At 73.0% G+C, this 20,885-nt stretch carries 21 protein-coding genes and 1 pseudogene; 7 read left to right on the top strand and 15 right to left on the bottom strand.

The window, feature by feature from the left end:
- Nucleotides 1-167: 167 nt before the first annotated feature.
- Genes AB0L37_RS37635 through AB0L37_RS37610 form a run of 6 tightly spaced genes read right to left on the bottom strand, consistent with a single transcriptional unit; the run spans nt 168 to nt 6,184 of the window.
- On the bottom strand, nt 168-1,100 hold the full coding sequence (locus AB0L37_RS37635) for a fumarylacetoacetate hydrolase family protein (RefSeq protein ID WP_365516418.1): 933 nt from the start codon (nt 1,098-1,100) through the stop codon (nt 168-170).
- Nucleotides 1,101-1,107: 7 nt separating this feature from the next.
- Nucleotides 1,108-2,046: a VOC family protein gene (locus AB0L37_RS37630; RefSeq protein WP_365516416.1), complete on the bottom strand. Its 939-nt coding sequence runs from the start codon at nt 2,044-2,046 to the stop codon at nt 1,108-1,110.
- A 2-nt stretch (nt 2,047-2,048) separates the two neighbouring features.
- Nucleotides 2,049-3,053 carry an amidohydrolase family protein gene (locus AB0L37_RS37625; protein WP_365516413.1) on the bottom strand — a complete coding sequence of 335 codons (1,005 nt, stop codon included), beginning with the start codon at nt 3,051-3,053 and terminating at the stop codon, nt 2,049-2,051.
- A complete protein-coding gene (locus AB0L37_RS37620) occupies nt 3,050-4,180 on the bottom strand; it encodes an FAD-dependent oxidoreductase (protein ID WP_365516410.1) in 1,131 nt (376 codons plus the stop codon). The genes AB0L37_RS37625 and AB0L37_RS37620 overlap by 4 nt, the downstream gene beginning before the upstream one ends.
- Nucleotides 4,181-4,220: 40 nt before the next feature.
- Nucleotides 4,221-5,183: a cyclase family protein gene (locus tag AB0L37_RS37615; RefSeq protein WP_365516408.1), complete on the bottom strand. Its 963-nt coding sequence runs from the start codon at nt 5,181-5,183 to the stop codon at nt 4,221-4,223.
- Complete coding sequence (locus AB0L37_RS37610) at nt 5,180-6,184, bottom strand: fumarylacetoacetate hydrolase family protein (protein WP_365516424.1); 1,005 nt, start codon at nt 6,182-6,184, stop codon at nt 5,180-5,182. The genes AB0L37_RS37615 and AB0L37_RS37610 overlap by 4 nt, the downstream gene beginning before the upstream one ends.
- A gap of 126 nt (nt 6,185-6,310) precedes the next feature.
- On the opposite strand from AB0L37_RS37610, the gene AB0L37_RS37605 reads away from it, so the two are divergent.
- A complete protein-coding gene (locus AB0L37_RS37605) occupies nt 6,311-7,228 on the top strand; it encodes a LysR family transcriptional regulator (RefSeq protein WP_365516405.1) in 918 nt (305 codons plus the stop codon).
- Here AB0L37_RS37605 and AB0L37_RS37600 read toward each other — a convergent pair.
- From AB0L37_RS37600 to AB0L37_RS37590, 3 genes are all read right to left on the bottom strand, one after another.
- Nucleotides 7,206-7,490 carry a DUF4190 domain-containing protein gene (locus tag AB0L37_RS37600; protein WP_365516402.1) on the bottom strand — a complete coding sequence of 95 codons (285 nt, stop codon included), beginning with the start codon at nt 7,488-7,490 and terminating at the stop codon, nt 7,206-7,208. The two genes, AB0L37_RS37605 and AB0L37_RS37600, sit on opposite strands and share 23 nt — an antisense overlap.
- Nucleotides 7,491-7,585: 95 nt before the next feature.
- Nucleotides 7,586-8,800, bottom strand: a complete 1,215-nt coding sequence (locus tag AB0L37_RS37595) for an FHA domain-containing serine/threonine-protein kinase (protein WP_365516399.1) — start codon at nt 8,798-8,800, stop codon at nt 7,586-7,588.
- Nucleotides 8,801-8,807: 7 nt separating this feature from the next.
- Nucleotides 8,808-9,494 carry an SAVMC3_10250 family protein gene (locus tag AB0L37_RS37590; protein ID WP_365516396.1) on the bottom strand — a complete coding sequence of 229 codons (687 nt, stop codon included), beginning with the start codon at nt 9,492-9,494 and terminating at the stop codon, nt 8,808-8,810.
- Between the two features lie 180 nt (nt 9,495-9,674).
- Here AB0L37_RS37590 and AB0L37_RS37585 point away from each other — a divergent pair, with 180 nt between their 5' ends.
- From AB0L37_RS37585 to AB0L37_RS37575, 3 genes are read left to right on the top strand one after another with little or no spacing between them, the layout of a single operon-like run.
- The gene (locus AB0L37_RS37585; protein WP_365516393.1) at nt 9,675-10,262 is read left to right on the top strand and encodes a hypothetical protein; all 588 of its coding nucleotides are present in this window, start codon (nt 9,675-9,677) and stop codon (nt 10,260-10,262) included.
- Complete coding sequence (locus tag AB0L37_RS37580) at nt 10,259-13,759, top strand: protein kinase (RefSeq protein ID WP_365516390.1); 3,501 nt, start codon at nt 10,259-10,261, stop codon at nt 13,757-13,759. The genes AB0L37_RS37585 and AB0L37_RS37580 overlap by 4 nt, the downstream gene beginning before the upstream one ends.
- Nucleotides 13,760-13,773: 14 nt before the next feature.
- Entirely contained in the window at nt 13,774-14,619 is an 846-nt protein-coding gene (locus AB0L37_RS37575) for a tetratricopeptide repeat protein (protein ID WP_365516387.1), read from the top strand.
- A 2-nt stretch (nt 14,620-14,621) separates the two neighbouring features.
- Here AB0L37_RS37575 and AB0L37_RS37570 read toward each other — a convergent pair whose 3' ends face one another.
- Both AB0L37_RS37570 and AB0L37_RS37565 read right to left on the bottom strand, forming a co-directional pair.
- Nucleotides 14,622-14,876: a hypothetical protein gene (locus AB0L37_RS37570; protein WP_365516384.1), complete on the bottom strand. Its 255-nt coding sequence runs from the start codon at nt 14,874-14,876 to the stop codon at nt 14,622-14,624.
- A gap of 59 nt (nt 14,877-14,935) precedes the next feature.
- Complete coding sequence (locus tag AB0L37_RS37565; protein ID WP_365516382.1) at nt 14,936-16,273, bottom strand: MFS transporter; 1,338 nt, start codon at nt 16,271-16,273, stop codon at nt 14,936-14,938.
- Nucleotides 16,274-16,398: 125 nt separating this feature from the next.
- Here AB0L37_RS37565 and AB0L37_RS37560 point away from each other — a divergent pair, with 125 nt between their 5' ends.
- Complete coding sequence (locus tag AB0L37_RS37560; RefSeq protein WP_365516379.1) at nt 16,399-16,758, top strand: metalloregulator ArsR/SmtB family transcription factor; 360 nt, start codon at nt 16,399-16,401, stop codon at nt 16,756-16,758.
- A 137-nt stretch (nt 16,759-16,895) separates the two neighbouring features.
- On the opposite strand, the gene AB0L37_RS37555 is transcribed toward AB0L37_RS37560, so the two are convergent.
- The 3 genes from AB0L37_RS37555 to AB0L37_RS37545 all read right to left on the bottom strand — a co-directional run bounded on the left by AB0L37_RS37555 (nt 16,896) and on the right by AB0L37_RS37545 (nt 19,230).
- Nucleotides 16,896-17,531 (bottom strand): class F sortase, encoded by a 636-nt coding sequence (locus AB0L37_RS37555; RefSeq protein WP_365516377.1) that lies wholly within the window; start codon nt 17,529-17,531, stop codon nt 16,896-16,898.
- A 17-nt stretch (nt 17,532-17,548) separates the two neighbouring features.
- Nucleotides 17,549-18,079 carry a hypothetical protein gene (locus AB0L37_RS37550; RefSeq protein ID WP_365516375.1) on the bottom strand — a complete coding sequence of 177 codons (531 nt, stop codon included), beginning with the start codon at nt 18,077-18,079 and terminating at the stop codon, nt 17,549-17,551.
- Nucleotides 18,080-18,192: 113 nt separating this feature from the next.
- The gene (locus AB0L37_RS37545; protein WP_365516421.1) at nt 18,193-19,230 is read right to left on the bottom strand and encodes a serine hydrolase; all 1,038 of its coding nucleotides are present in this window, start codon (nt 19,228-19,230) and stop codon (nt 18,193-18,195) included.
- 235 nt (nt 19,231-19,465) lie between these two features.
- On the opposite strand from AB0L37_RS37545, the gene AB0L37_RS37540 reads away from it, so the two are divergent.
- Together AB0L37_RS37540 and AB0L37_RS37535 are read left to right on the top strand one after the other, a co-directional pair.
- Nucleotides 19,466-19,915, top strand: a complete 450-nt coding sequence (locus AB0L37_RS37540) for a cyclic nucleotide-binding domain-containing protein (protein ID WP_365516372.1) — start codon at nt 19,466-19,468, stop codon at nt 19,913-19,915.
- A gap of 225 nt (nt 19,916-20,140) precedes the next feature.
- Complete coding sequence (locus tag AB0L37_RS37535; RefSeq protein ID WP_365516369.1) at nt 20,141-20,701, top strand: hypothetical protein; 561 nt, start codon at nt 20,141-20,143, stop codon at nt 20,699-20,701.
- Nucleotides 20,702-20,732: 31 nt separating this feature from the next.
- Here AB0L37_RS37535 and AB0L37_RS37530 read toward each other — a convergent pair.
- Nucleotides 20,733-20,885 (bottom strand): annotated as a pseudogene (locus AB0L37_RS37530) (electron transfer flavoprotein subunit alpha/FixB family protein); the annotation flags it as partial.

Below are 20,885 nucleotides of genomic sequence, written 5' to 3'. Positions count from 1 at the left end.
CGCGACGGCCCTGCCGGCAGGGCCGTCGCGGCGGCGTCGTCGTGGGGCGAGCGCGGTCGGCGCGCACTCGGCGCGGGCCATCGGCGCCGGGGTCGTACGACCTTGCACAGGCAACAGCAACGCGAACGAACACCCCGCCGTCCACCCGTCCGGAAAGCGAAACCGCCCTACGACCGCTGCCGCGGGCGGCGCCGCCCGGTCGGCAGCGGCACCGGGTCGGCGCCCGTGACGACCGTGTTGGACACGGTGCCGATCCCTTCGACGGTGAGGGTGACGGTGTCGCCGGGCTCCAGCGGCGGCGGAGTCCGCTCACCGCGCCGGCCCCACAGCTCGGCGAGGCAGCCGCCGCCCCCGCACGTTCCGGAGCCGAGGACGTCACCGGGCACCACGCGGGTGCCGCGTGACGCGTAGGCGACCATCTCCTCGAAGGTCCAGCTCATATGGGACAGCAGGTCCTTGCCGACCACCTCACCGTTGACCGAGGCGGTGAGGGCGAGCCGCAGGAAGCCGTCCGCGTCCCGGTACGGTTCCAGCTCGTCGGCGGTCACCAGGTGCGGGCCGAGGGTGGTTGCCGTGTCCTTGCCCTTGCACGGTCCGAGACCGACCTTCATCTCGGCCGACTGGAGGTCACGCGCCGACCAGTCGTTGAAGACGGTGTAGCCGACGATGTGCTCGCGGGCCTGCTCGGGCGTGAGGTCGCGGCCCTCGCGCCCGATGACGGCGGCGACCTCCAGTTCGAAGTCGAAGGCGGTGCACCCCGGCGGCACAGGAATGTCGTCGTGCGCGCCGAACACCGCGTGCGGATTGGTGAAGTAGAAGGTGGGCGCGGCGTACCACTGCTCCGGGACGCCACCGACGCCGTCCACGGACCGGCGGACGCCCTCGACGTGCTCCTCGAAGGTGACGAAGTCCCGTACGGAAGCGGGCCGCAGGGGCGGAAGGAGACGGACCTCGGTGAGCGGAACCGCGGGCCCCGCGGCCTGCGGCGCCCTCGACGCCGCGTCGATCGGTGAGGTCCCGTCCGGGAAGTGCCGTACGGAACCGCCCTCGACGGCACCGCAGCGCTCCCGGCCCTCATGGACATACCTCGCTATGCGCACGGCGGCCTCACACCGGAGGGGCGACGAAGACGCCGCGGTCGGGGTCGTTGAAGGATTCCTTGGCGACGATCTCGCTCATCGGGTTCGCCGTGCCCCACTGGTCGGTGACCTCCGGCTGTGAGAAGTCGTACACGTGCGGATGCCAGGTGTCCTCGTCCAGGCACTCCAACTCGGTCGTGTACTCAACGGTGTTGCCGTGCGGATCGAGGAAGTACGTGAACGTGTTGTCGCCCGCCATGTGGCGGCCGGGACCCCAGATCTTCTTGAATCCGGCCCGCATCACCCGGCCCGAGCCGCGCATGTACTCGTCGATGCCGCGCATCTCGAAGGAGACGTGGTGCAGCGCGGTGTGCGGGCCCCGCGCGATCGCCATGGAGTGGTGCTGGTTGCTGATCCGCATGAAGTGCATGACCTCGCCCATGTGCGGCGAGCTGAGGGTGTCGGACAGGGCGAAGCCGAGGTGGCGCTCGTACCAGTCCCGAGTCCGGTTCAGATCGGGGGCGTTGAGGACCACGTGGGAGAGCTTGACCGGGATGGCCTCCTTCTCCTCGATCCTGCGGTGCTGCCTGACCTCGACGTCGGCGGAGACCTCGATGGTGCGCCCGTCGACGTCGAAGAAGCGGAAGCCGTAACCGCCGCCGGGCGTGTCGACCGTGCCGGGGCGGCTGATCAACTGCACGCCACCGGCGAGGAGTCGCTCGGCGAGGGTGTCGACGTCGGCGGGGGACGCGGCCCCGTAGGAGACGAGGTCGAGGCGCTTCTCGTCCGCCCTGCGCAGCCGTACGACGTACTGCTCGGGGGAGCCTTCGGCGGCGAGGAAGGAGATCCCGGAGTCCTCGGCGACCTTCGTCAGGCCCCAGACGCCGGAGTAGAAGTCGAGCTGCTTGTCGTAGTCGGGCACCGCCAGGTCGACATGGCGCAGATGGGTGAGCAGGCGTCCGTTCATGGTCATCGGTCCTTACGAAGGAGGGCGGCCGCGGTGCCGCCCCGTACGGCGTGGAAGTCGGCGTCGGACAGGCGGGCGGCACGCAGCGCGCCCACCGGGTCCCCGGCGCCCATGTCGAAGGGGAAGTCGGAGCCGAGCAGCACCCGGTCCGCGCCCGCCACGCGCACCAACTCCCGCAGGACGTACGGGTCGTGGACGAGCGAGTCGAAGTAGAGGCGCTCGAGATAACTGCTCGGTGTCTCGCGGCAGCCCCGTGCGTCGGGACGCACCCGCCACGCGTGGTCGGCGCGCCCGATGTGGGTCGGCAGATAGCCGCCGCCGTGCGCGGCGATCACGGTGAGCGCCGGGTGGCGGTCCAGGACGCCGGAGAAGATCAGGTGCGAGAGCGCGACGGCGTTCTCGGTGGGCTGGCCCACCGAGTTGGACAGGTACCACGGGGCGAGGCGCTCGTCGAGGGTGCAGCCGAAGGGGTGCAGGAAGACGATGGCGCCCGTCTCCTCGGCCCGCGACCAGAACGGCTCGTAGATCGGATCGGACAACTCGCGCCCCGGCGTGTGACTCGACATCTCGACGCCCGACAGGCCGCATTCCAGGGCGTGTTCGAGCGCGGCCACCGCCTGCCCGGGATGGTGCAGCGGTACGAGACCGAGTCCGCGCAGCCGGTCGGGGGCCGCCGCGCAGTGCGCGGCCGTCGCCTCGGCGGCGAGCCGGTACACCTTCTCGGCCGTCTCCTCGTCCGTCCAGGGATGGTAGTGCGAGGGGGACGGACTGACGAGCTGGACGTCGACGCCCTGGGCGTCCATCGCGGCGAGCCGCGCCGACACGTCGGTGAGCAGGGCGATCCGCTCGCCGATCATCGGACCGTTGACCTTCAGCGCCGCGGAGCCGTTGCGCCGGGCGTCGAGGGCGCGGGCCTCGGCATGGCCGGGCAGGCCCTCCACCAGGGCGTCGACCTCGGGCAGCAGGACGTGGGCGTGCACGTCGACGGTGGGCGGGGCCGGCGTCACGGCAGCTCCCGCAGCATCGTCATCGTGCGGCCCATCAGACCGGGCACGTCGGCGTCGCGGACCCCGTCGAGCTGCCACTGCCCGAGCTGGACGGAGGCGTCGACGACCGCCCGTACGCGCGCGATCCGGCGCTCGTGGTACGCCTGGAACAGGGCGTCGTCCCAGGTGTCGGAGGCGGTGAGCAACTGGGCGAGCACCCAGGCGTCCTCCAGCGACATCGCCGCGCCCTGGGCGAGGGTCGGCGGACAGCAGTGCGCGGCGTCGCCGACGAGGACGACCCGGCCGCGGTGCCAGGAGCCCTCGACCAGCATCCGGTCGAACCAGGTGTAGTTGACCAGCGCCGGGTCGGTGATGTGCGCGGTGATCTCGGGCCAGTTGCCGCCGTAGTGCCGCGCGAGCCGGCGCATCTCGTCGGCGTAGGACGCGGCCGGGATGGAGGCACGGTCGCGGTTCGCCTCGACGACGTACGCGTAGAGCGTGTCGTCGCTGGTGGGGCAGTACCCGGCGATGTAGGCCGGGCCGCCGTACGCCAGGTCGGTACGGGTGACACCGGCGGGGCGGGGGGTGGCGATCCGCCAGATCGCCATGCCGGTGGGCTCCGGCTTGTCCGTGATGCCGATGGCCGCGCGGGTCGCGGAGCCCAGGCCGTCCGCTGCGATGACCAGGTCGTAGCGCTGCTCGGTACCGTCGGTGCAGCGGACGGTGACGCCGCTGTCGTCCTGGTCGAGATCGGTGGCGCGGACGCCGAGGCGTACGCCGGCTCCGCTCGCCCGCACCGCGTCGATCAGGATGCGCTGGAGGTGCGGGCGCTGCATGCCGACGGTGGCCGGCAGGTCGTCGCCGCCGGTGCGCAGATCCTCGGCGACGTGCAGGACGGTGCCGTCGGGGGCGGTGATGCCGACCGCGCCGAACCCGTACCCGGAGCGCCGCACCTCCTCCCACACACCGAGTTCGCGCAGGACGCGCAGGGCGTTGCCCTGGAGGGTGATGCCGGACCCGGCGGTGGCGTTCCAGTCGGCCTTCGCCTCGATCAGGTCGACGGCGATACCGGCGCGGCGCAGCAGGATCGTCGCCGCGCAGCCGGCCGCGCCGCCGCCGACGACGAGGACCGTGCGGGGTGTGTTCATGAGGGGAACTCCCTTGTTCCGCAAGGTGGGTGATGGAGGGTCACTTGACGGCGACCGGGTTCACCGGCGAGCCGACCGCGCCGGTGATGGGCAGCGGAGCGGCGGTGAGCCAGAAGTCATGGACGCCGTCGGCCGCACAGTCCTCGGCCAGCGCGTCCAGGTCCCACATCTCGCCGATGAGGAGCCCCATGTTGGGGATGGCGACCTGGTGCAGTGGCTGGAAGGCGTGGTCGAACTCGTTGGGGCGGACCTCGAAGCCCCAGGTGTCGGTGGCGATCGCGGCGATCTCCGTGCGGTGCAGCCAGCCCGCCGTCGTGAACGAGAGGCCGGGCGCGGGGCCGCCCGCGTACTCGCCCCAGCCCTCGCGCCGGGCGCGGGTGAGCCGTCCGGTGCGGACGAGGACGAGGTCACCGCGGCCGACGCGGACGCCGTGCGCCTCGGCGGTGGCGACGAGGTGGTCCTCGGTGATGGCGAACCCGTCCGGCAACTCGCCGCCCTCGCCGACGACGTGGCCCACGTCGAGGAGGACGCCGCGGCCTGCCACATGCGGGGCCATGTGCTCGATGCCGGTGACGAGGTCGCCGTCGGACGTGACGGTCTTCGCGGCGTCCCGGCCGTTCCACGCCTTGCCGTGGTCGAAGATGTGGCCGAGCCCGTCCCACTGCGTGGAGCACTGCAACGGCATCGCGATCACGTCGTCGGCGCCGCCGATCCCGTGCGGGAAGCCCTGGTTGCCGAGCGCCGCGTCGGTGCCCGTGTCGAGCATGGTGTGCACCGGGTTGGTCCGGCGCCGCCAGCCCTTCTGCGGGCCGTCCATGTCGAAACGCTGCGACAGGGAGAAGCTCACACCCCGCCGCACGAGCGCGGCGCCCTCGCGGCGCTTGGCCTCGTCGAGGAAGTTCAGCGTGCCCAGCACGTCGTCCTCGCCCCAGCGCCCCCAGTTGGAGTACGCCTCGGCGGCCGCGGCGATCTCACCCTCCGGGTCGGTCCGGTCCGGGCTCATGACGTCGCGTCCTCGGCCACACAGCGCGTGCGCTGGGCGCCGAGCCCGGCGATCGAGCCCTCCATCACGTCGCCGTCGCGCAGCAGCCGCCCCCAGTGCATGCCGTTGCCTGCCGGGGAGCCGGTCAACACGAGGTCACCGGGCAGGAGTTGAGCTGTCTGGGAGGCGTACGACACCATGCGTGCGACGTCGAAGATCATGTCCTTGGTCGACTCGTCTTGCATGGTCTCGCCGTTCAGCTTCAGGAGCAGCCGCAGATCGCCGGGGTCGGGGACCGAATCTGCGGGCACGATCCACGGGCCGAGCGGGGTGAACCCGGGGGCGTTCTTGCTGCGCAGCCAGTCCGTGCCGATCTGCGGCATGTCCCGGCGGAAGACGGTCGCCCGGTCGGTGAGGTCGTTGGCGATCGTGTACCCGGCGACGTGTGAGAGCGCATCGCCGACCGGGACCCGGTGCGCCGGCCGGCCGATCACGGCGGCGAGCTCCAGCTCCCAGTCGGGCTTCTCGGCCCAGGCCGGGAGGACGACGTCGTCGTACGGACCGGTGACGGCGCTCGGCAGTCCGATGAACACGTACGGCAGGTCCTGTGCGGCCCGGCGGTCCATCAGCTCGGCGGCCTCGGCGCGCCGCTCCTCCTGCGGACGGTCGTCGCCCGGCGCCCGGTGCGCGACGTGCAGGTCGATGACGTGCTGGCGGTAGTTGGCGCCCGACTGGAACACCTGACGCGGCTCGACCGGAGCATGCACACGGAACTCGCTCAGCGGCCCGTGCCCCGCCGTGCCGTCCTCGGCGAGGGCCCGCAGGCGCGGCAGTACCGAAGGCCATTCCTCAAGCAGGCCACGTACCGTCAACTGCGCGTTTTCGAAGGCGAGTCGAAGATCGACGACCTGCGCGTCCGCGGTGACGAGAGCAGGGAAGCGGGGGCCGTCCGGGGCCGAGAGGGTCGCCAGGGCGAAAGGGCCCGCGAAGGGCGCGGACGCGGGTTCGGGCTTCACGAAGATGTCCTCCTGATTGCGGTGCGACTAATCTGGACCCGCCACCGGTGATCAGGGAAATCGATTGTGTGGATCGCTGCCATCCGTCAGGTGAATGTCCCCTGGTCAGCGTCGACCCGCAGAGGAAAGCCCGTGAATCTGGCCCGTCTGGACCTCAATCTCGTCGTCGCCCTGCGCGCCCTCCTGGAGGAGCGCAACGTCACGCGCGCGGGGCAGCGCGTGGGCCTGAGCCAGCCCGCCATGAGCGCCGCCCTCGCCCGGCTGCGCCGGCACTTCGACGACGACCTGCTGGCCCGCGTCGGCGGCCACTACGAACTCACCGCCCTCGGCCAGGTCCTCCTCGACCGCACCGCCACTGCCTACGACCTGCTGGAGCGCCTCTTCGCCAGCCAGGCCGACTTCGACCCGGCCGCCGAGACCCGCGAGTTCAAGTTGGTCGCCTCCGACTACGCCGTCTCCGTGTTCGGCGCCGAACTCGCCCGCGTCGTGCACGAGGAGGCACCCGGCATCCGGCTCCGCTTCACACAGACCCCGCCCACCGTCGTCGACGACACGGCGACGCTGCTCAGCGCGGTCGACGGCCTGTTCATGCCGCACGGCGTCATCAGCGACTTCCCCGCCACCGACCTCTACGACGACCGCTGGGTCTTCCTCGTCGCCGGCGACCACCCGGCCGCCGAGGGCCCGCTCACCCTCCGCGACCTGGCGCTGCTGCCCTGGGTGACCTACCAGCGGACCTACGACGCCCCCGCCGTACGGCAGTTGGGGATGCTCGGCATCGAGCCGCGGGTCGAGGTCTCCGTCGACAGCTTCCAGCTGCTGCCGCTCCTGGTGGCGGGCACCCGCCGCATCGCCCTCATCCAGGCCCGCCTCGCCCGCCTCCTCGCCCCGCTCGCCGACGTGCGCGTCCTGGAACCGCCCTACGAAGCGGTGCCGTTGCAGGAGGCGCTGTGGTGGCATCCGGTGCACACGCACGACGCGGGCCACCGCTGGCTGAGGGAGACGGCAGCGCGGGTCGGTGGGCGGATCAGCCGCCGACGTACCAGGTGAAGCCGCCCGAAGAAGCCGCGACGGCGATCAGCACGATGAAGATGATGACGTCGATGACGCCCAGAATGACGCCGGCCTTGGCCATCCCGCCGCCACCCTTGGCGCCGGCCTGCCGCATACCTACCGCGCCGAAGATGATGGCGAGCGGACCCAGGACGATGGGAAGAAAGAGCAGTCCGATGATTCCGCAGGCCATGCCCGCGATGGCGAGCCCGTTGGAACCCGACCGCGAAGAGGCGGCCGGAGAGGTGCCGTAGGTCATTGCGTGCTCCTTATTTCTTGTTGTTCTTGTTGTTCCTCTCTTTCCGGCACACCGGGTTCCCCTGCGTGACATGACCACTCAGAAGACGCGGGACATTAAACGGAATTCAGGAGTTCGCGGGCGAACTCCCCCGCCGACGGGGTGCGTTCGTCGTCGGGGGCGTCGTTAGCCAGAACGTCGTCGAGCAGCGCGGCGAGCCGGGGCGGCACGGACGCGTCGCGCTTGCCGATCGGCACGACCGGCTCGCGCAGTACCGCGACGACCGGGTCGACACCACGCGGGAAGTCGCGGGGCGTGGCGCGGGTGAGCATCCAGTAGAGGCAGGCCGCCGTCGCCCAGACGTCCACCGCGGGCCGGACATGCCGGTAGTCGACGGCCTGCGAACGCGGCATGAAACCGACACTGCCGCCCAGGGCCCCGGTGTGCGTGAGACCCGACAGGCCCGCCCGGTCGAAGGCCTTGGCGAGCCCGAAGTCCGCGATCTTCACCGTCTTGTGGTCACCCGCGCCGGACAGGAGGAGGTTCGGCGGCTTGATGTCCCGGTGCACGAGACCGCGTACGGGCGTCAGCGACCCGTCGGCGTCCCGGACCGGCGGCAGCGGGGCGTCGTGCGCGTACGCCAGGCCGTCGAGAACCTGGAGCGTCAGCGACACCGCGACGTCCGGCGGCAGCGGCCCGTCCTGCGCCACCACCCAGCTGCCCAGATCGCCCGCGTCGCAGAACTCGCAGACCAGATACAGGAGTTCGCCGCTCGACCCGGCGTCGCGGAACCGCACGATGTTGGCGTGGGCCAGCGCCCTGGTCGCCTCGATCTCGCGGAGGAAGCCGCTCACCGCCTCCGGCACGGCCCACTCGGGCCGCAGGATCTTCAGTGCGAGCAGCTCGTCCGAGCCGGGGCCCCGTGCCAGATGGACGGTGCCCTGCGCGCCCTCGCCCAGCTCCCGCAGCAGGGTGTAGCCGGGGATGCCGACGCCGTCGTCGGGGGCTGACGGCGTGACGGCGACACGCAGCCGCAGGCCGCCCGCCCGCACCTCGTCCCCGTCGGTCAGCTCGGTCGCCGGGCCGTCGGCGTCGAGCCGCACGCCGTTCACGTACGTGCCGTTGCGGCTGCCCAGGTCACGCACCCGTACGTCCGGCGGCGCGATGTCGAACGCGCAGTGCCGGCGCGACACCCGCCGCTCCTGCGCGGGCACCCGGATCCCGCACTCCGCGGCACGCCCCACGATCACCGTCGTCGGCGTCTGGAACGTATGACTCCGTACCTCCGTACCGTCACCCGGAGTTGAGTCGATCCGGACCTCCGCGCCCACGCCGGCCTCAGTCGACCTGGGCGACATACAGCGGCGATCCGAGCAGCACCGCCGACTCCGCGGCCGGACCGGGGTGCGGGCCGTGCAGCAGCCGCTTCGCCAGGAACTCCACCGTCTGCGCCGGCCCGCGCAACGTCTCCACACCGCGGCACACCGCCGCCAGATCCGCCGCGTCCCCGGTCGGCGACAGTTCCGGGTCCTCCTGGTCGAGCAGCGCCCTGACATGCGGGTTCAGCTGAAGTCCGCCGAGCAGCGAGGGGAGGAGGGAGCGGGCGAGCGCGGGGGCGCCCTCGGTGTCGGGGGACGCGCCCAGCGTGTGCGCCCGGGAACCGCCCAGGGCGACGACGGTACGCCCGGTCGTGCCGCCGAAGTACACCAGCGACGTGTCCTCACCGCCCGCCAACACGCCCCACCGCATGGACAGCTGACCTCGGAAGAACGCCTGCGGCGCGTCGGGCGTGCCGAGGGAGCCGCGCTTCTCCAGGCCGCGCACGACCGCGTCGAGGCGCCGCACCCGGTCGTCGGACGGCGCGCTCTCCCGCGTGTGCTTGAACGCCACCACCTGCGCGTTCACGCCGACCTCACCGGTCCGCCTGCGGGCGAAGCCGGGGGCCAGCTGCGGCAGCAGCATGTCGACCTTGCTGGTGCTGATGTAGAGATAGTTCCGGTACGTCCGGCCGGCTCGAAAGGCCACGGCTCACCCCCGCTGTTCATGGACGCCCGCAGCACCCGGGACGCGGCGGCGCGCACGGCAAGTATGCGCCTTCCGTCCCGGTGATTCGATCAACTCGGCCCCGATGGCGTCCTCTTGGGCGGCCTGTGGAGTTGTCCTGATCGTGCGCGGTGCCGCGCCGACCACTGTTTCAATGCACACATGACGTCTTCCTCACTCGTCACGTTCGACACGGCCGGCTTCGAACCCTGCGGCCCGGGCCAGTGGTTCGTGCCGACGCATCCGTACGTCGTCGTCCTCACCGCCCACGACGTGTTGCCGCCCAGCGCGGCATGGCTCGACGAACTCGACGTGATGCGCGCCGAGTTGGCCAGGCGGCATGCGGCGACGGGGTGGCTGATCGAGGCGGACGCCGTGCCGGTCGACGGGGTGCGCGCCCTGTACACGCTGGTCGGGGAGCGGATTCCCGGCCGCGAGCGGGGGTTCCGCTACCGTGCGTCGTTCCTGTTCGCCAAGCGGAACCGGACCGTCGTCCTGCGTGGCCAGTTCGACGAGTGGGACATCACCGGCATGCGCGAGAGCCTCGTCCTCCTGCGCCGCGGCGTCTCGCTCGACGACGACCCCCGCCACCCCTACGCCCCGGAACTGCGCTTTCACCCCAGCGACGACGCGGCCTGGGACTTCCTGCTCCCCGAGCACCCCCTGTCGAAGGCTCGCGCCTGGGCCCGTACCGTCCGCGAAACCGCCGTCGTGGAACGGGAGTTCGCCGCGGAACCGGAGTACGCGTGAGCGCGTGGGACCCGGGCGCCGTCCTCGACGACCGCTACCGGATCACCCGTGTCCTCGGGCGCGGCGGCATGGGCGTCGTCCACCAGGTACGGCACCTGGCCTGGGACGTCGACCTCGCCGTCAAGAGTCCGCGCCCCGAGCGGTGGACCGAGAAGGGGCGCGAGCAGTTCGTCGCCGAGGCCGAGACCTGGGTCTCGCTCGGCCTGCACCCGCACGTCTGCACCTGCCACTACGTCCGCACCCTCGACGGCGTCCCACGGGTCTTCGCCGAGTACGTCGACGGCGGCAGCCTCGGCGACTGGATCCGCGACCGCCGCCTGTACCGCGGGGACGCGCGCGGCTCCCTGGCGCGGATCCTCGACGTCGCCGTCCAGTTCGCCTGGGGCCTCGCCCACGCGCACAGCCACGGCCTCGTCCACCAGGACGTGAAACCGGCCAACGTCCTGATCGAGGCGGCGGGGGAGCAGGACATCACCGCGAAGGTGACCGACTTCGGGCTGGCCCGGGCCCGCGCGGCCGCCTTCGCCGAACCGGCCGACGCAGCACGCGACGCAGCGGGTGACGCGTCGTCGTCCGACGAGAGCGTCCTCGTCTCCTTCGGCGGACTGACCCGGGCCTACGCCTCGCCCGAACAGTTCGACCGCGCTCCGCTCGGCCGGCGCTCCGACGTCTACAGCTACGCGGTGTCCCTGCTGGAGATGTTCACCGGCGCCCTGACCTGGCGCGTGGGCGTCGCAGCGGGGGAAGCCCTAGAGGCGCACCTGGCCCGCCCGTTCACCGGGGGCGGCCTGATCACCGGGGACGGCCCGCCGCCCGTCCCGCCCGGCGTCGCCGACCTCCTCAGGCGCTGTCTGCGCCATGACCCGAGGGCGCGACCGGGCTCCATGGCCGCACTCGCCGACGAGCTCATCCACGTCTACGAAGAAGAGCTGCACCGGCCCTATCCGCGCACCGCGCCCAAGGTGTCCGAACTCCTCGCCGACGAGTACAACAACCGTGCCCTCTCGCTCCTCGACCTCGGCCGCGACGCCGAGGCCGCGGACGCCTTCGTCGCGGCGCTCGCCGCGGACCCGCGCCACCCGCAGGCCACCTACAACGCGGGCCTCGCACGCTGGCGGCGCGGCGAGATCACCGACGAGGACCTGCTCACCGCCCTCACCACGGTGCGCGGCGACAGCGGCGACTCCTGGGAGGCCCGACTCGCCCTCGCCCAGGTCCACCTGGAGCGCGGCGACGTCCCGGCCGCCCGCGCCCTCCTCGACACCCTGGAGCGCGAGCGGCCCGGCGAACCCGAACTGCGGACGGCGCTCACGGCCGTCGCCGCCGGGCGGCCCACGCCCGCCGAGTGCACCGAGACCAGGACGGCGCCCTGGTACGCGTACGAGCGGCGCACCGTCTCCGCGTTCCGCAGCACCGAGCAGGAACCCGCGCCGCCGCCCGCCCTCGACATCAAGCTCAGCGCGGACGGCAGCCGCGCCCTCGTCGTCTGCGACGGCGCAGTGCGGCTGTGGGACACGCGGACCGGACGGTGCCTGCTGACCCTCGACCGCGAACGCGCCGCGCACGCCGCGGACCTGAGCCCCGACGGACGGTTCGCGGTGGCCGCCGGCACCGAGGACGTCGTGCGGCTGTGGAGCCTGGCCGACGGCACCTGCCTCCAGACCTTCACCCCGCAGTACCTGAAGGGCACCACAGGCGTCGTCTCCACCCGCCTCGCGCTCGACGGCCGGCTGGTGGCGGCCGCGACGAACGACGGACAGGTGCTGCTCTGGGACACCCGCACCGGACGCGTCCGGCACACCCTCGACGGCTTCCAACACCGCTCGCCCAAGGTCGAGTTGACCCCGGACGGGCGGCGGGCGCTGACCGGTGTGCACGAGGACGGATCGGTCCGGCTGTGGGACGTGGGCACGCGGGAACTGCTGCGCACGCTGCCCGGCTACGAGGGCCAGTTCCCCGTCACCTGCATGCGCCTGAGCGACGACGGACGGCGCGCCGTGCTCGTCGGCCACAACTGGCCTCTCGCCCTGTGGGACCTCGACACCGGCGAACGGCTCCGCACCCTGCCCGACCGCAGCCGCAGCACGTACGTGACGGCGCTGAGCGGCGACCACCGCTGGGCGCTGTGCGCGGGCTCCGGTCCCGCACTGCGGCTCTGGGACCTCGACGCCGGACGCTGCCTGCGCACGTTCCACGGACACGCGAAGCCGCGCGGCCACCTGGGGCAACACGCCGTCCTCGACCTGCGGATCACCGACCGCGGCCGGTACGCCGTCTCCGCGGGCCACGACGAGACGGCCCGCCGCTGGCGCCTGCCCGCCGACCACCCGGCGCCGCCGCTGCTCAGCCGCCCCCGCCGCGCGGCCGAACGCGGCCGGACCGACGCGCAGGTCGCCGCACTCGTCGCCGACGCCGACACCGCCGTACGACAGCGAAGGACCGCGCACGCCCTCGAACTCCTGGGCCGCGCAAGGGCGTTGCCCGGACACGAGCGGTCCCCGCTGGTCCTGTCCGCCTGGCGGGCCCTGGGCCGGCAGACCGTCCGCGCCGGGCTGCGCGGCGGCTGGGCGTCCCGCGTCGTCGCCGAGTACGACCGCGCCGTCGACCACGCCGCGCTGTCCGCGGACGGCAGGACAGCGGCGATCGTCCCGGCGGGCGAGAGCGCGATCCACCTGTGGGACGTCGCCACCGGCACCCGTACCCGGATCGTCGACGGCCCGCGCGGCCGCTCCACGCGCGGCGTCCTCGCGCTCTCCGCGGACGGCGGCCGCGTCATGATGGCCGCCCCGACCGGTGCGCTGCACGCCTGGTCCACCGGGACGGGCGAGCGCGTCGGCGGCGCCGAGGTCCCGCGCGGCGCCCTCCGTACCCGGTTCAGCGCCGACGGCCGCCTCGCCCTGTTCACCTCCGGCGACGAGTCCCTCCAACTGTGGGACCTGGACAGCGGGTTGCCCGTCAGGACGCTCGCTGAAGGCGGGCACCATCCGAACACGCCGTGCGGCCTCTGGCTCGACCCGGCCGGCCGCTTCGCCGCGTCGGGCCCGGAGGACCGGACGATCCGCCTGTGGGACCTCGCCACCGGCGCGTGCGTGCGCACGTTCCACGGCCACCTGATGACGGCCGGCTCCGTCCATGTCAGCCCGGATCTGCGGCTCGTCCTGTCCTGCGGCAGCTACTCGGACCGCCCCGTCCGGGTCTGGGACGCCGCGACCGGGCGGCAGCTGCGCGCGTTCGACACGGCGGGGGACGGTACGACGGCGCCGCACGAGAGCCGGTCGGTACGGCTCACGGCCGACGGACGCTTCGCCCTCTCGTCGGGCGAGGACGCCACGGTGGCCGTCTGGGACGTGCGCACCGGACGACGGCTGCACGATCTGACGGAACATCAGAGCACCATGCGGCTCGGCACGTTGAGCGACGACGGCTGGTACGCGCTGTCCAGCGGCGCCGACGGCAAGGTCAGACTCTGGGAACTCGACTGGGACCTGAGCGAGTAGGGGGAGAACGGCACATGGGAACCGACACGCACACCGGCGGACGCAAGCCGTCGGAGGCGCTGCTGCGCACGGTCGTGGAGCTGACCGGAGACCCGGGGGTGGACACCCGCGAGGCCGGATACCGGTACGCCGCGCGCTCCGGCGCCCCCGACGACCAGATCCGGCTCGGCGCCCATCTGCTCGAACAGGGCCGGCTGCGGGACGCCGCGACCTGGCTCTACCGCGCCGCCGAGCAGGGCTCCGCCATGGCCATGCACAACGTGGCCGTCCTCCACATCCGCATGGACGACGAGGAGGAGGCGGGGGAGTGGTACCGCAGGGCCGCCGAGCACGGGTACGTCCCCTCGATGGTCGCCGTCGGCTCCTGGCTGCTGCGCAGCGGCTCCACGCAGGCGGAGGCCGAGCGCTGGTTCGTGCGCGCCGCCGAGCAGGGCGACGTGCAGGGCATGTTCGGCGCGGGCGTCATCGCCTGGACGCAAGGGCGCGCCGCCGACGCGGAGCGGTGGCTGCGCCCGGCCGCCGAGCAGGGTGACGTGGAGGCGATGCACCCCCTCGGCCACCTCATGGAGGACGCGGGCCGGCTCCCCGAGGCCGAGCGCTGGTTCCACCGCGCGGCGGACGGCGGTGTCGCTCACGCCATGAACGATCTCGCCCTCATCCTCGACCGGGACGGCCGGCTCCAGGAAGCGGAGCGCTGGTACCGCGGCGCCGCGGAGAAGGGCGTCGACGCGGCGGACTTCGCCCTCGGCGACCTGCTGGAGCGCACCGGCCGCGCCAGTGAGGCGGCGCTCTGGTTCCGCCGCGCGGCCGACCGCGGCCACGCCCAGGCACGCGCCAGAGCGGCCCGGCTCGGCGGCTGACGTCAGCTGCCCGAACCGCCGCCCCAGCCGCGCGGCCACGACTCCGAGTAGCACCCGCACTCGTACTTGAGGACCACGTACGCGGCGTGGTCGGCGGCCGAGTCGCGGATCCACAACTGGAAGGTGTGCTCCTCGCCGTCGGTGGTGCGCAGGTCGAGGAGACCTCCGGTGAGGCCACGCGACAGATGCGCCGCCTCGATGTCGTCCAGGGCGAACACCTCGCCCTGGATCGTGACCGTCCGTCGGGCCTCGGCCATGTGACGCACCCCCGTGTCGTGATCGCCGCCCCATGCTGCCCGAACCGGCCGACGGACCGTCAGGGGTGCGCGGCGTGGAGCGCGTCACGTGTACGCCGGTGGCTGTGCCGCCAGCCGTCGGTCACGCGGCGTGCGCCGCTGACATGCGGATGGTCCGCCGCGAGCCCCGCGTGCTCGTGCTCGACCTCCCGCTCCGTCGCGGGCCACAGGCGTACGGCGGCGACGCCCGCGCCCAGCGCCACGCTCCCCAGCGCGGCCACTGTCCACAGCAGCCCGGCCGTCGCCCCGAGCCAGCCGGCCAGCGGGTAGGTGAGCAGCCAGCACGCGTGGGACAGCGAGAACTGCGCCGCGAACGCCGCCGTACGCTCCCGCTCCGGCGCCGCCCGCCGCACCAGACGCCCGGCCGGCGTGAGCACCATCGAGCACCCCGCGCCGAACGCCGCCCAGGCCGCAAGCAGCGCAGGCAGCCGCCAACTCCCGCCGCCCGACGCCGTGACGAGGCCGAGACCGGCGAAGACGAGGCCGAGGAGCAGCGCCCCGCGCAGCATCACCGTGCGGTCGCCGACCCGCCCCAGGACGCGCGGCAGCGCCAGCGCGACCACCATCGATCCGGCCCCGTACGCGCCGAGCGCCCATGGCACCGCCCCGGCCGACATCCGCAGGAAGTCCCGTACGTAGACGACGGAGTTGACCGTCACCATCGCGCTCGCCGCCGCCACGGCCAGGTTCAGCGCGAGCAGCGACCGCAGTTCGGGTACGGCGAGAAAGAGCCGGGTGCCCGCCGTCGCCCGCGCGTGGACACCCCCGGCGCGCTCCGGCGCGGGCGCCGGCCTCGGCAGCACGGTCGACGCCACCAGCGCGGCCGAGCCGAGGAAGCCGAGCAGCGTCCCCGCGAACAGCCGGTCGTACGTGACGACGGACAGGAGCGCGGCGGCGAGCGCCGGGCTGAACAGGCTCTCCAGGTCGTACGCGAGCCGGGCCATCGACAGCGCCCGCGTGTAGTCCGCCTCGTCCGGCAGGACGTCGGGGATCACGGCCTGGAACGTCGGGGTGAAGGCGGCCGACGCGGACTGGAGCAGGAAGACGAGCACATACACCTGCCACACCTGGTCCACGAACGGCAGCGCCGCCGCGACACACGCCCGGACCAGATCCGCGCCCACCATCAGGGCCCGGCGCGGCAGCCGGTGCGCGAACGCCCCGACGACCGGGGCGATCACCACGTACGCCGTCATCTTGATCGCCAGCGCGGTGCCGAGGACGGCTCCTGCCGACCGGCCGGCGAGGTCGTACGCGAGCAGTCCGAGGGAGACGGTGGCCAGGCCCGTGCCGACCAGGGCGACGACCTGTGCGCCGAAAAGGCGGCGGTACACGGGGTGGCGCAGAACGGTGAGCATGTGGCCCCCTCTCCGGAACGCGGGGCAACACCATACTCGTCATGTGCGCACCTGCGCACATAAGGAATGCGTCGAGGGGGAGGCGGGAGGGACCGGGGGGCGGGGACCGGCTCTAGGCTGGGCCCATGCCACACAGCGACCCCCTGTCATCTGCGGCCGGTGCGCATCTGCGGGAACCGGACAGCGCCCGCCTCGCCGAGGCGACCCGGGTGTTCGCCCTCCTCTCGGACGCCACCCGGCTGCACCTGCTGTGGCTGCTCGCCCTGGAGGAGTCCGACGTCGGCTCCCTGGCCGACCGCGTCGCCGCCTCCCGCACGGCCGTCAGCCAGCACCTGGCGAAGCTGCGGCTCGCGGGCCTGGTGGAGGCCCGCCGCGACGGCCGCCACATGCACTACCGGCTCACCGACGGCCATCTGCGCCGTCTGGTCACGGAGGCCCTCAGCCACGCGGACCACCGGGTGACCGGGCAGGCGCCGCACGACTGAGAGCCTGTCGTTGAACCCCCGCTTGCGCCCCGAAGCCCGGCACGCGCCCTCGCCACGCACCGGACTCCGCTGCGCCCGCACTTCGTGGGGACGACGGGGGTTCAAAGACAGGCTCTGACCTGACCCGGCCCGCGGGGTCAGGAGCGGTCGCGGACCGAGGTGAGCAGCCCGTACAGGACGACGTTGCCGGTGTAGCCGCGGCGCTTGTCGTAGCTGCCGCCGCAGGTGATCACGCGCAGCTCCGGCAGGCCCGTGCTGCCGTAGACCCGCCGGTCGGGGAAGTCGTTCTTGTCGACCACGTCGATGCCGTGGATCTCGAACACGGCGGTGGTGCGGTCGGCGCGGTCCACCTCGATGTGCTGGCCCTTCTTGAGGGCGCCGAGCCCGTAGAAGACGGCAGGCCCTTCGGCGTTGTCGACATGGCCGTCGATGACGGCGGTGCCGCGCTCGCCGGGGGTCACGGCCCCCGTGAACCAGCCCGCCAGGTTCGGGTCCCGCGGCGGCGGCGCGTCCAGCCACCCCTCCGCGTCGCGCCCGACACGGGTCAGCGGCGCGTCGACGTGGATCTCCGGTATCCGTACGCGCACGGGCGTGGCGGCGGGCAGCGGGTCGGCGGGGGGTGTCGTCGTGCCGAGTTTCGCGGCACCGGGCTCGGGCTGCGGCGGGCCGTCCGCCTGCGAGACGCCGTGATGCACGAGGAGCACGCCCACCAGGATCACCACGGCGAGCAGTGACCACGGCGGGCGGCGGTCCTTCGACGGGGCCGGGGACACGGCTGCGGTCCCGCCCGTCAGGCGGCGTCGTCGCGACGGCGGCGCGTCCGCAGGTAGCCCGCGCCGAGCGCGCCCACGATCAGGGCGCCTCCGGTGGCGACGAGCGCCGGATGCGTCCCGCCGACACTGCCGCCGACCCCGGCCTTCACGCCGCGGGGCTCGGTCGTCGGGGCGGGGGTGCTGCCGGTGGCGATGGTGAGGTGCGTGGTGCCCTTCTCGCCGTCGCAGTCGAAGGTGACGTCGTACTGGGCACCGGGCTTGGCGTCCGGATAGACCTTCGCCGTCGCGGAGTGGCCCTCGTTCAGCTCGACCGGGTCGAAGACCGGCGCGTCCACCTTGACCGTGGGGACGTCGCACTCGGTGGCACTGAGGGTCACGGTGCCGCCGGCCGCGACGGTGCTCGGCGTGACGGTGAAGCCGAAGGACGTGACGTTGGGCTGCGTACCGCCGTCGTCGGCTTGAGCGGCGGGCGCGGCGAGGCCGAGGGCCGCCACGGAGAGGAGAGCGGCCGAGAACGCCGAGGACGAGAGTACGGATATGGAACGCATGCGGGGCCTCCAGAGGGCGCCATGGGGGGCGACTCTTGTGACGCTAGAAGCGCTCGCATGTACCGACCATTCAAACGGGGCCGAATGGTGCACGGGGCCCGCGGCCCGTCCGCTCAGCGGAGCGTGCGCCGCTTGCGCAGCCGACGGCGTACGAGGGCGGGCACACAGGCCAGGACGAGGAGCGCCGCGGCGGCGCCGATGTGCCGGGTGAGACCGGGGCCCGCGTCGGCCGTGGGCTCCGCGGCGGCGGGCCCGGGCGTCGCCACCGCCGACTTCTTCGCCGTGGTGGGGTGTTGGGGCCCCGAGCCCTGGAGCGTGCGCAGCGGCGCGGCCTCGAAGCCCCAGTCGAGCAGCGCGCGGGTCTCCTCGTAGACGGCGTTGAACGACTCGTCCTGCGGATTCATGACCGTGACCAGGAGCGTGCGGCCGCCCCGGGTCGCGGCGGAGACGAGGGTGCAGCCCGCCTGCGACGTGTAGCCGTTCTTCACGCCGATCAGCCCGGCGTACGGCTCCACGCCGTGCGAGCCGACCAGGAGCCGGTTGGTGTTCTGGATCTCGTACGCGTCCGGGCCGCCGGACGCCGGGAAGCGCGCCCACTTCGTGCCCATGTAGCGGCGGAAGTCGGGGTTCTTCAGCCCCTCCTTCGCGATCAGCGCCAGATCGTGGGCGGAGGAGTACTGGCCCGGGGTGTCGAAGCCGTCGGGGGAGCGGACCTGGGTGTCCCCGGCCCCGATCCGGTCGGCGGTGGCCTGCATCTCGGCGAGCGTGCGGGACAGGCCGCCGTTCATCCGGGCGAGGGTGTGCACCGCGTCGTTGCCCGAGCTGAGGAAGACCCCGCGCCACAGGTCCGCGACCGTGTACCGGGCGCCCTCGTCGACGCCGACCATGCTGCTGCCCTCGGCGACCTCCGCGAGGTCGGCGGACGTGGCCCGGTGAACGGTGTCCTGGCGGAGCTTCGGCAGCACCGTCACCGCGAACAGGGTCTTCAGCGTGCTGGCGGGCGGCAGCCTGCGGTGCGGTGCCGCCGCGCCCAGGACGGCCCCGGTGCGCGCGTCCATGACCTCCCACGACAGCGCCGACACCGACGGCGGCGCGGGCGGCTTCGGAGACGACTCGGTGGCCTCGGCCGGGGTGACCGTGGCACATCCCATGAGGGTCGCGCACAGCCCTGACGTCACGACTGCCGTGGTGATACCGGGGCGGAACCCCATGAATTTCGCCATGCCGGAAACGTAGGTCCATGATCGTGAACCCGCGATGCGCTTACGCCAGACGGCCGTCGCGTCCGTTCGCGGCGCTCCCGCGCCCCGCTGTCACCACCGCCGAGCGGAGCCCGCGCCGCCACGTACGTACGCTGGAACGACACGACGGTGGAGGTGGTCCGCCATGACGGCCCAGACACGACTGCTGAACCGACTCCCGCGCGCCTATCGGGACCGGCTGATGTCCCTGGCCCGCGAGGTCTCGTTCCCCCAGGACACCCGGATCTTCGAGGAAGGGGACCGCGCCGACCGGTTCTGGATCATCCGGACCGGCATGGTCACGCTCGACGTGCGCGTCTCCGACCGGGAGCGGCTGCCCATCGACCCGCTGGGGCCGGGCGATCTGCTCGGCTGGTCCTGGCTCTTCCCGCCGTACGCCTGGGACTTCGGCGCCGAGGCGTTCAGTCCGGTACGGGCCTACGAGTTCGACGGCGTCACCGTGCGCAGCCTGTGCGACCTGGAGCCCGTCCTCGGCGTGGCCCTGTTGCACGGGGTGGCCGAGGTGATGGCACACCGCCTTGAAGCGGCGCGGGTCCAGCTGGTCGAGGCGCGCCGGACGCACGGGCGTATCTAGCGGTCCGCTGCTGAGAGTGGCGGCTGGTGCTGGTGCTGGTGCTGGTGCTGGTACTGGCGGGTGGCGCGTGGCAGGTGGCGGGGTGCGGCGGGTCGTGGTCACCCACTCGTGTTCCGTCCGTCACCCGACTCGACGCCTCGGCGGGCGGCGGGCCGCCGGGCGGGATGGGATCGGCCGGGTACCGATCGCCCGGCCGGGATCCCGGCCCGCCCCGAGAGGATCCGCATGCGCCGCACCGCGTCCCTGCCGACCGTCGCCCTCGCCGCCGCCGTGCTCGGTCTCGGCGTACCCATGGCCGCCCCCGCGTGGGCGGAGGGGGACGACACGGTGTGGGACAACTCCGTCCTCGACAGCGGCGCCGACTCGGGAACAGGAACCCTGGAACTCGTCCCCGCGAACGCCCGCCCCGGCGCGACCGTCACCGCGAACACCACCGGCTGCGGCTCGGACACCCAGGCCACCGGCGACGCCAACAGCCTCGGCGCCGGTGACTTCCCGCTGCGCACCGGCACCCACCAGGGCGACGTCGTCGGGCAGTTCCAGGTGCCGTCGGGGGCGCGACCGGGCACGTACCCGGTCTCGGTGAGCTGCGCGAACGGCACCGTGGTGCGCCACACCCTGAAGGTCACGGGGCAGGGCGGCACCGAACTCCACGGCACCCACGCCGGTGACGGCGGCTCCCTGGGTCGCATCGGCACGGGGCAGCTGGTGCTCGGTTCGCTGCTCGTCGCCGGGTCCGTGGGCGCGGCGGGGTACTACGCGCGCCGCCGCGCCCAGGAGCTGTAGCGGCTGTAGCCGCTGTAGTCGCTTACAGGGTTCAGCCCTTGCGGGTCTTGACCTCTTCGGTGAGGGCGGGCACGACGTCGAAGAGGTCACCGACGACGCCGTAGTCGACCAGGTCGAAGATCGGCGCTTCGGCGTCCTTGTTGATCGCGACGATCGTCTTCGAGGTCTGCATACCGGCCCGGTG

Origin of the sequence: Streptomyces sp. NPDC052225 (genome assembly GCF_040679615.1) — a bacterium.
Lineage (GTDB): Bacteria > Actinomycetota > Actinomycetes > Streptomycetales > Streptomycetaceae > Streptomyces.
Note: the sequence above shows the minus strand (reverse complement) of the source record. Positions and strands in the feature narration are given on the sequence as shown.

Bases quoted from the DNA above. Each gene is read 5' to 3' on its own strand.
- AB0L37_RS37615 (WP_365516408.1), bottom strand. From the start codon at position 5,183: ATGAGCCCGGACCGGACCGACCCGGAGGGTGAGATCGCCGCGGCCGCC.
- AB0L37_RS37565 (WP_365516382.1), bottom strand. From the start codon at position 16,273: ATGCTCACCGTTCTGCGCCACCCCGTGTACCGCCGCCTTTTCGGCGCA.
- AB0L37_RS37600 (WP_365516402.1), bottom strand. From the start codon at position 7,490: ATGACCTACGGCACCTCTCCGGCCGCCTCTTCGCGGTCGGGTTCCAAC.
- AB0L37_RS37540 (WP_365516372.1), top strand. From the start codon at position 19,466: ATGACGGCCCAGACACGACTGCTGAACCGACTCCCGCGCGCCTATCGG.
- AB0L37_RS37550 (WP_365516375.1), bottom strand. From the start codon at position 18,079: ATGCGTTCCATATCCGTACTCTCGTCCTCGGCGTTCTCGGCCGCTCTC.
- AB0L37_RS37545 (WP_365516421.1), bottom strand. From the start codon at position 19,230: ATGGGATGTGCCACGGTCACCCCGGCCGAGGCCACCGAGTCGTCTCCG.
- AB0L37_RS37630 (WP_365516416.1), bottom strand. From the start codon at position 2,046: ATGAACGGACGCCTGCTCACCCATCTGCGCCATGTCGACCTGGCGGTG.
- AB0L37_RS37570 (WP_365516384.1), bottom strand. From the start codon at position 14,876: ATGGCCGAGGCCCGACGGACGGTCACGATCCAGGGCGAGGTGTTCGCC.
- AB0L37_RS37620 (WP_365516410.1), bottom strand. From the start codon at position 4,180: ATGAACACACCCCGCACGGTCCTCGTCGTCGGCGGCGGCGCGGCCGGC.
- AB0L37_RS37535 (WP_365516369.1), top strand. From the start codon at position 20,141: ATGCGCCGCACCGCGTCCCTGCCGACCGTCGCCCTCGCCGCCGCCGTG.
- AB0L37_RS37560 (WP_365516379.1), top strand. From the start codon at position 16,399: ATGCCACACAGCGACCCCCTGTCATCTGCGGCCGGTGCGCATCTGCGG.
- AB0L37_RS37575 (WP_365516387.1), top strand. From the start codon at position 13,774: ATGGGAACCGACACGCACACCGGCGGACGCAAGCCGTCGGAGGCGCTG.
- AB0L37_RS37585 (WP_365516393.1), top strand. From the start codon at position 9,675: ATGACGTCTTCCTCACTCGTCACGTTCGACACGGCCGGCTTCGAACCC.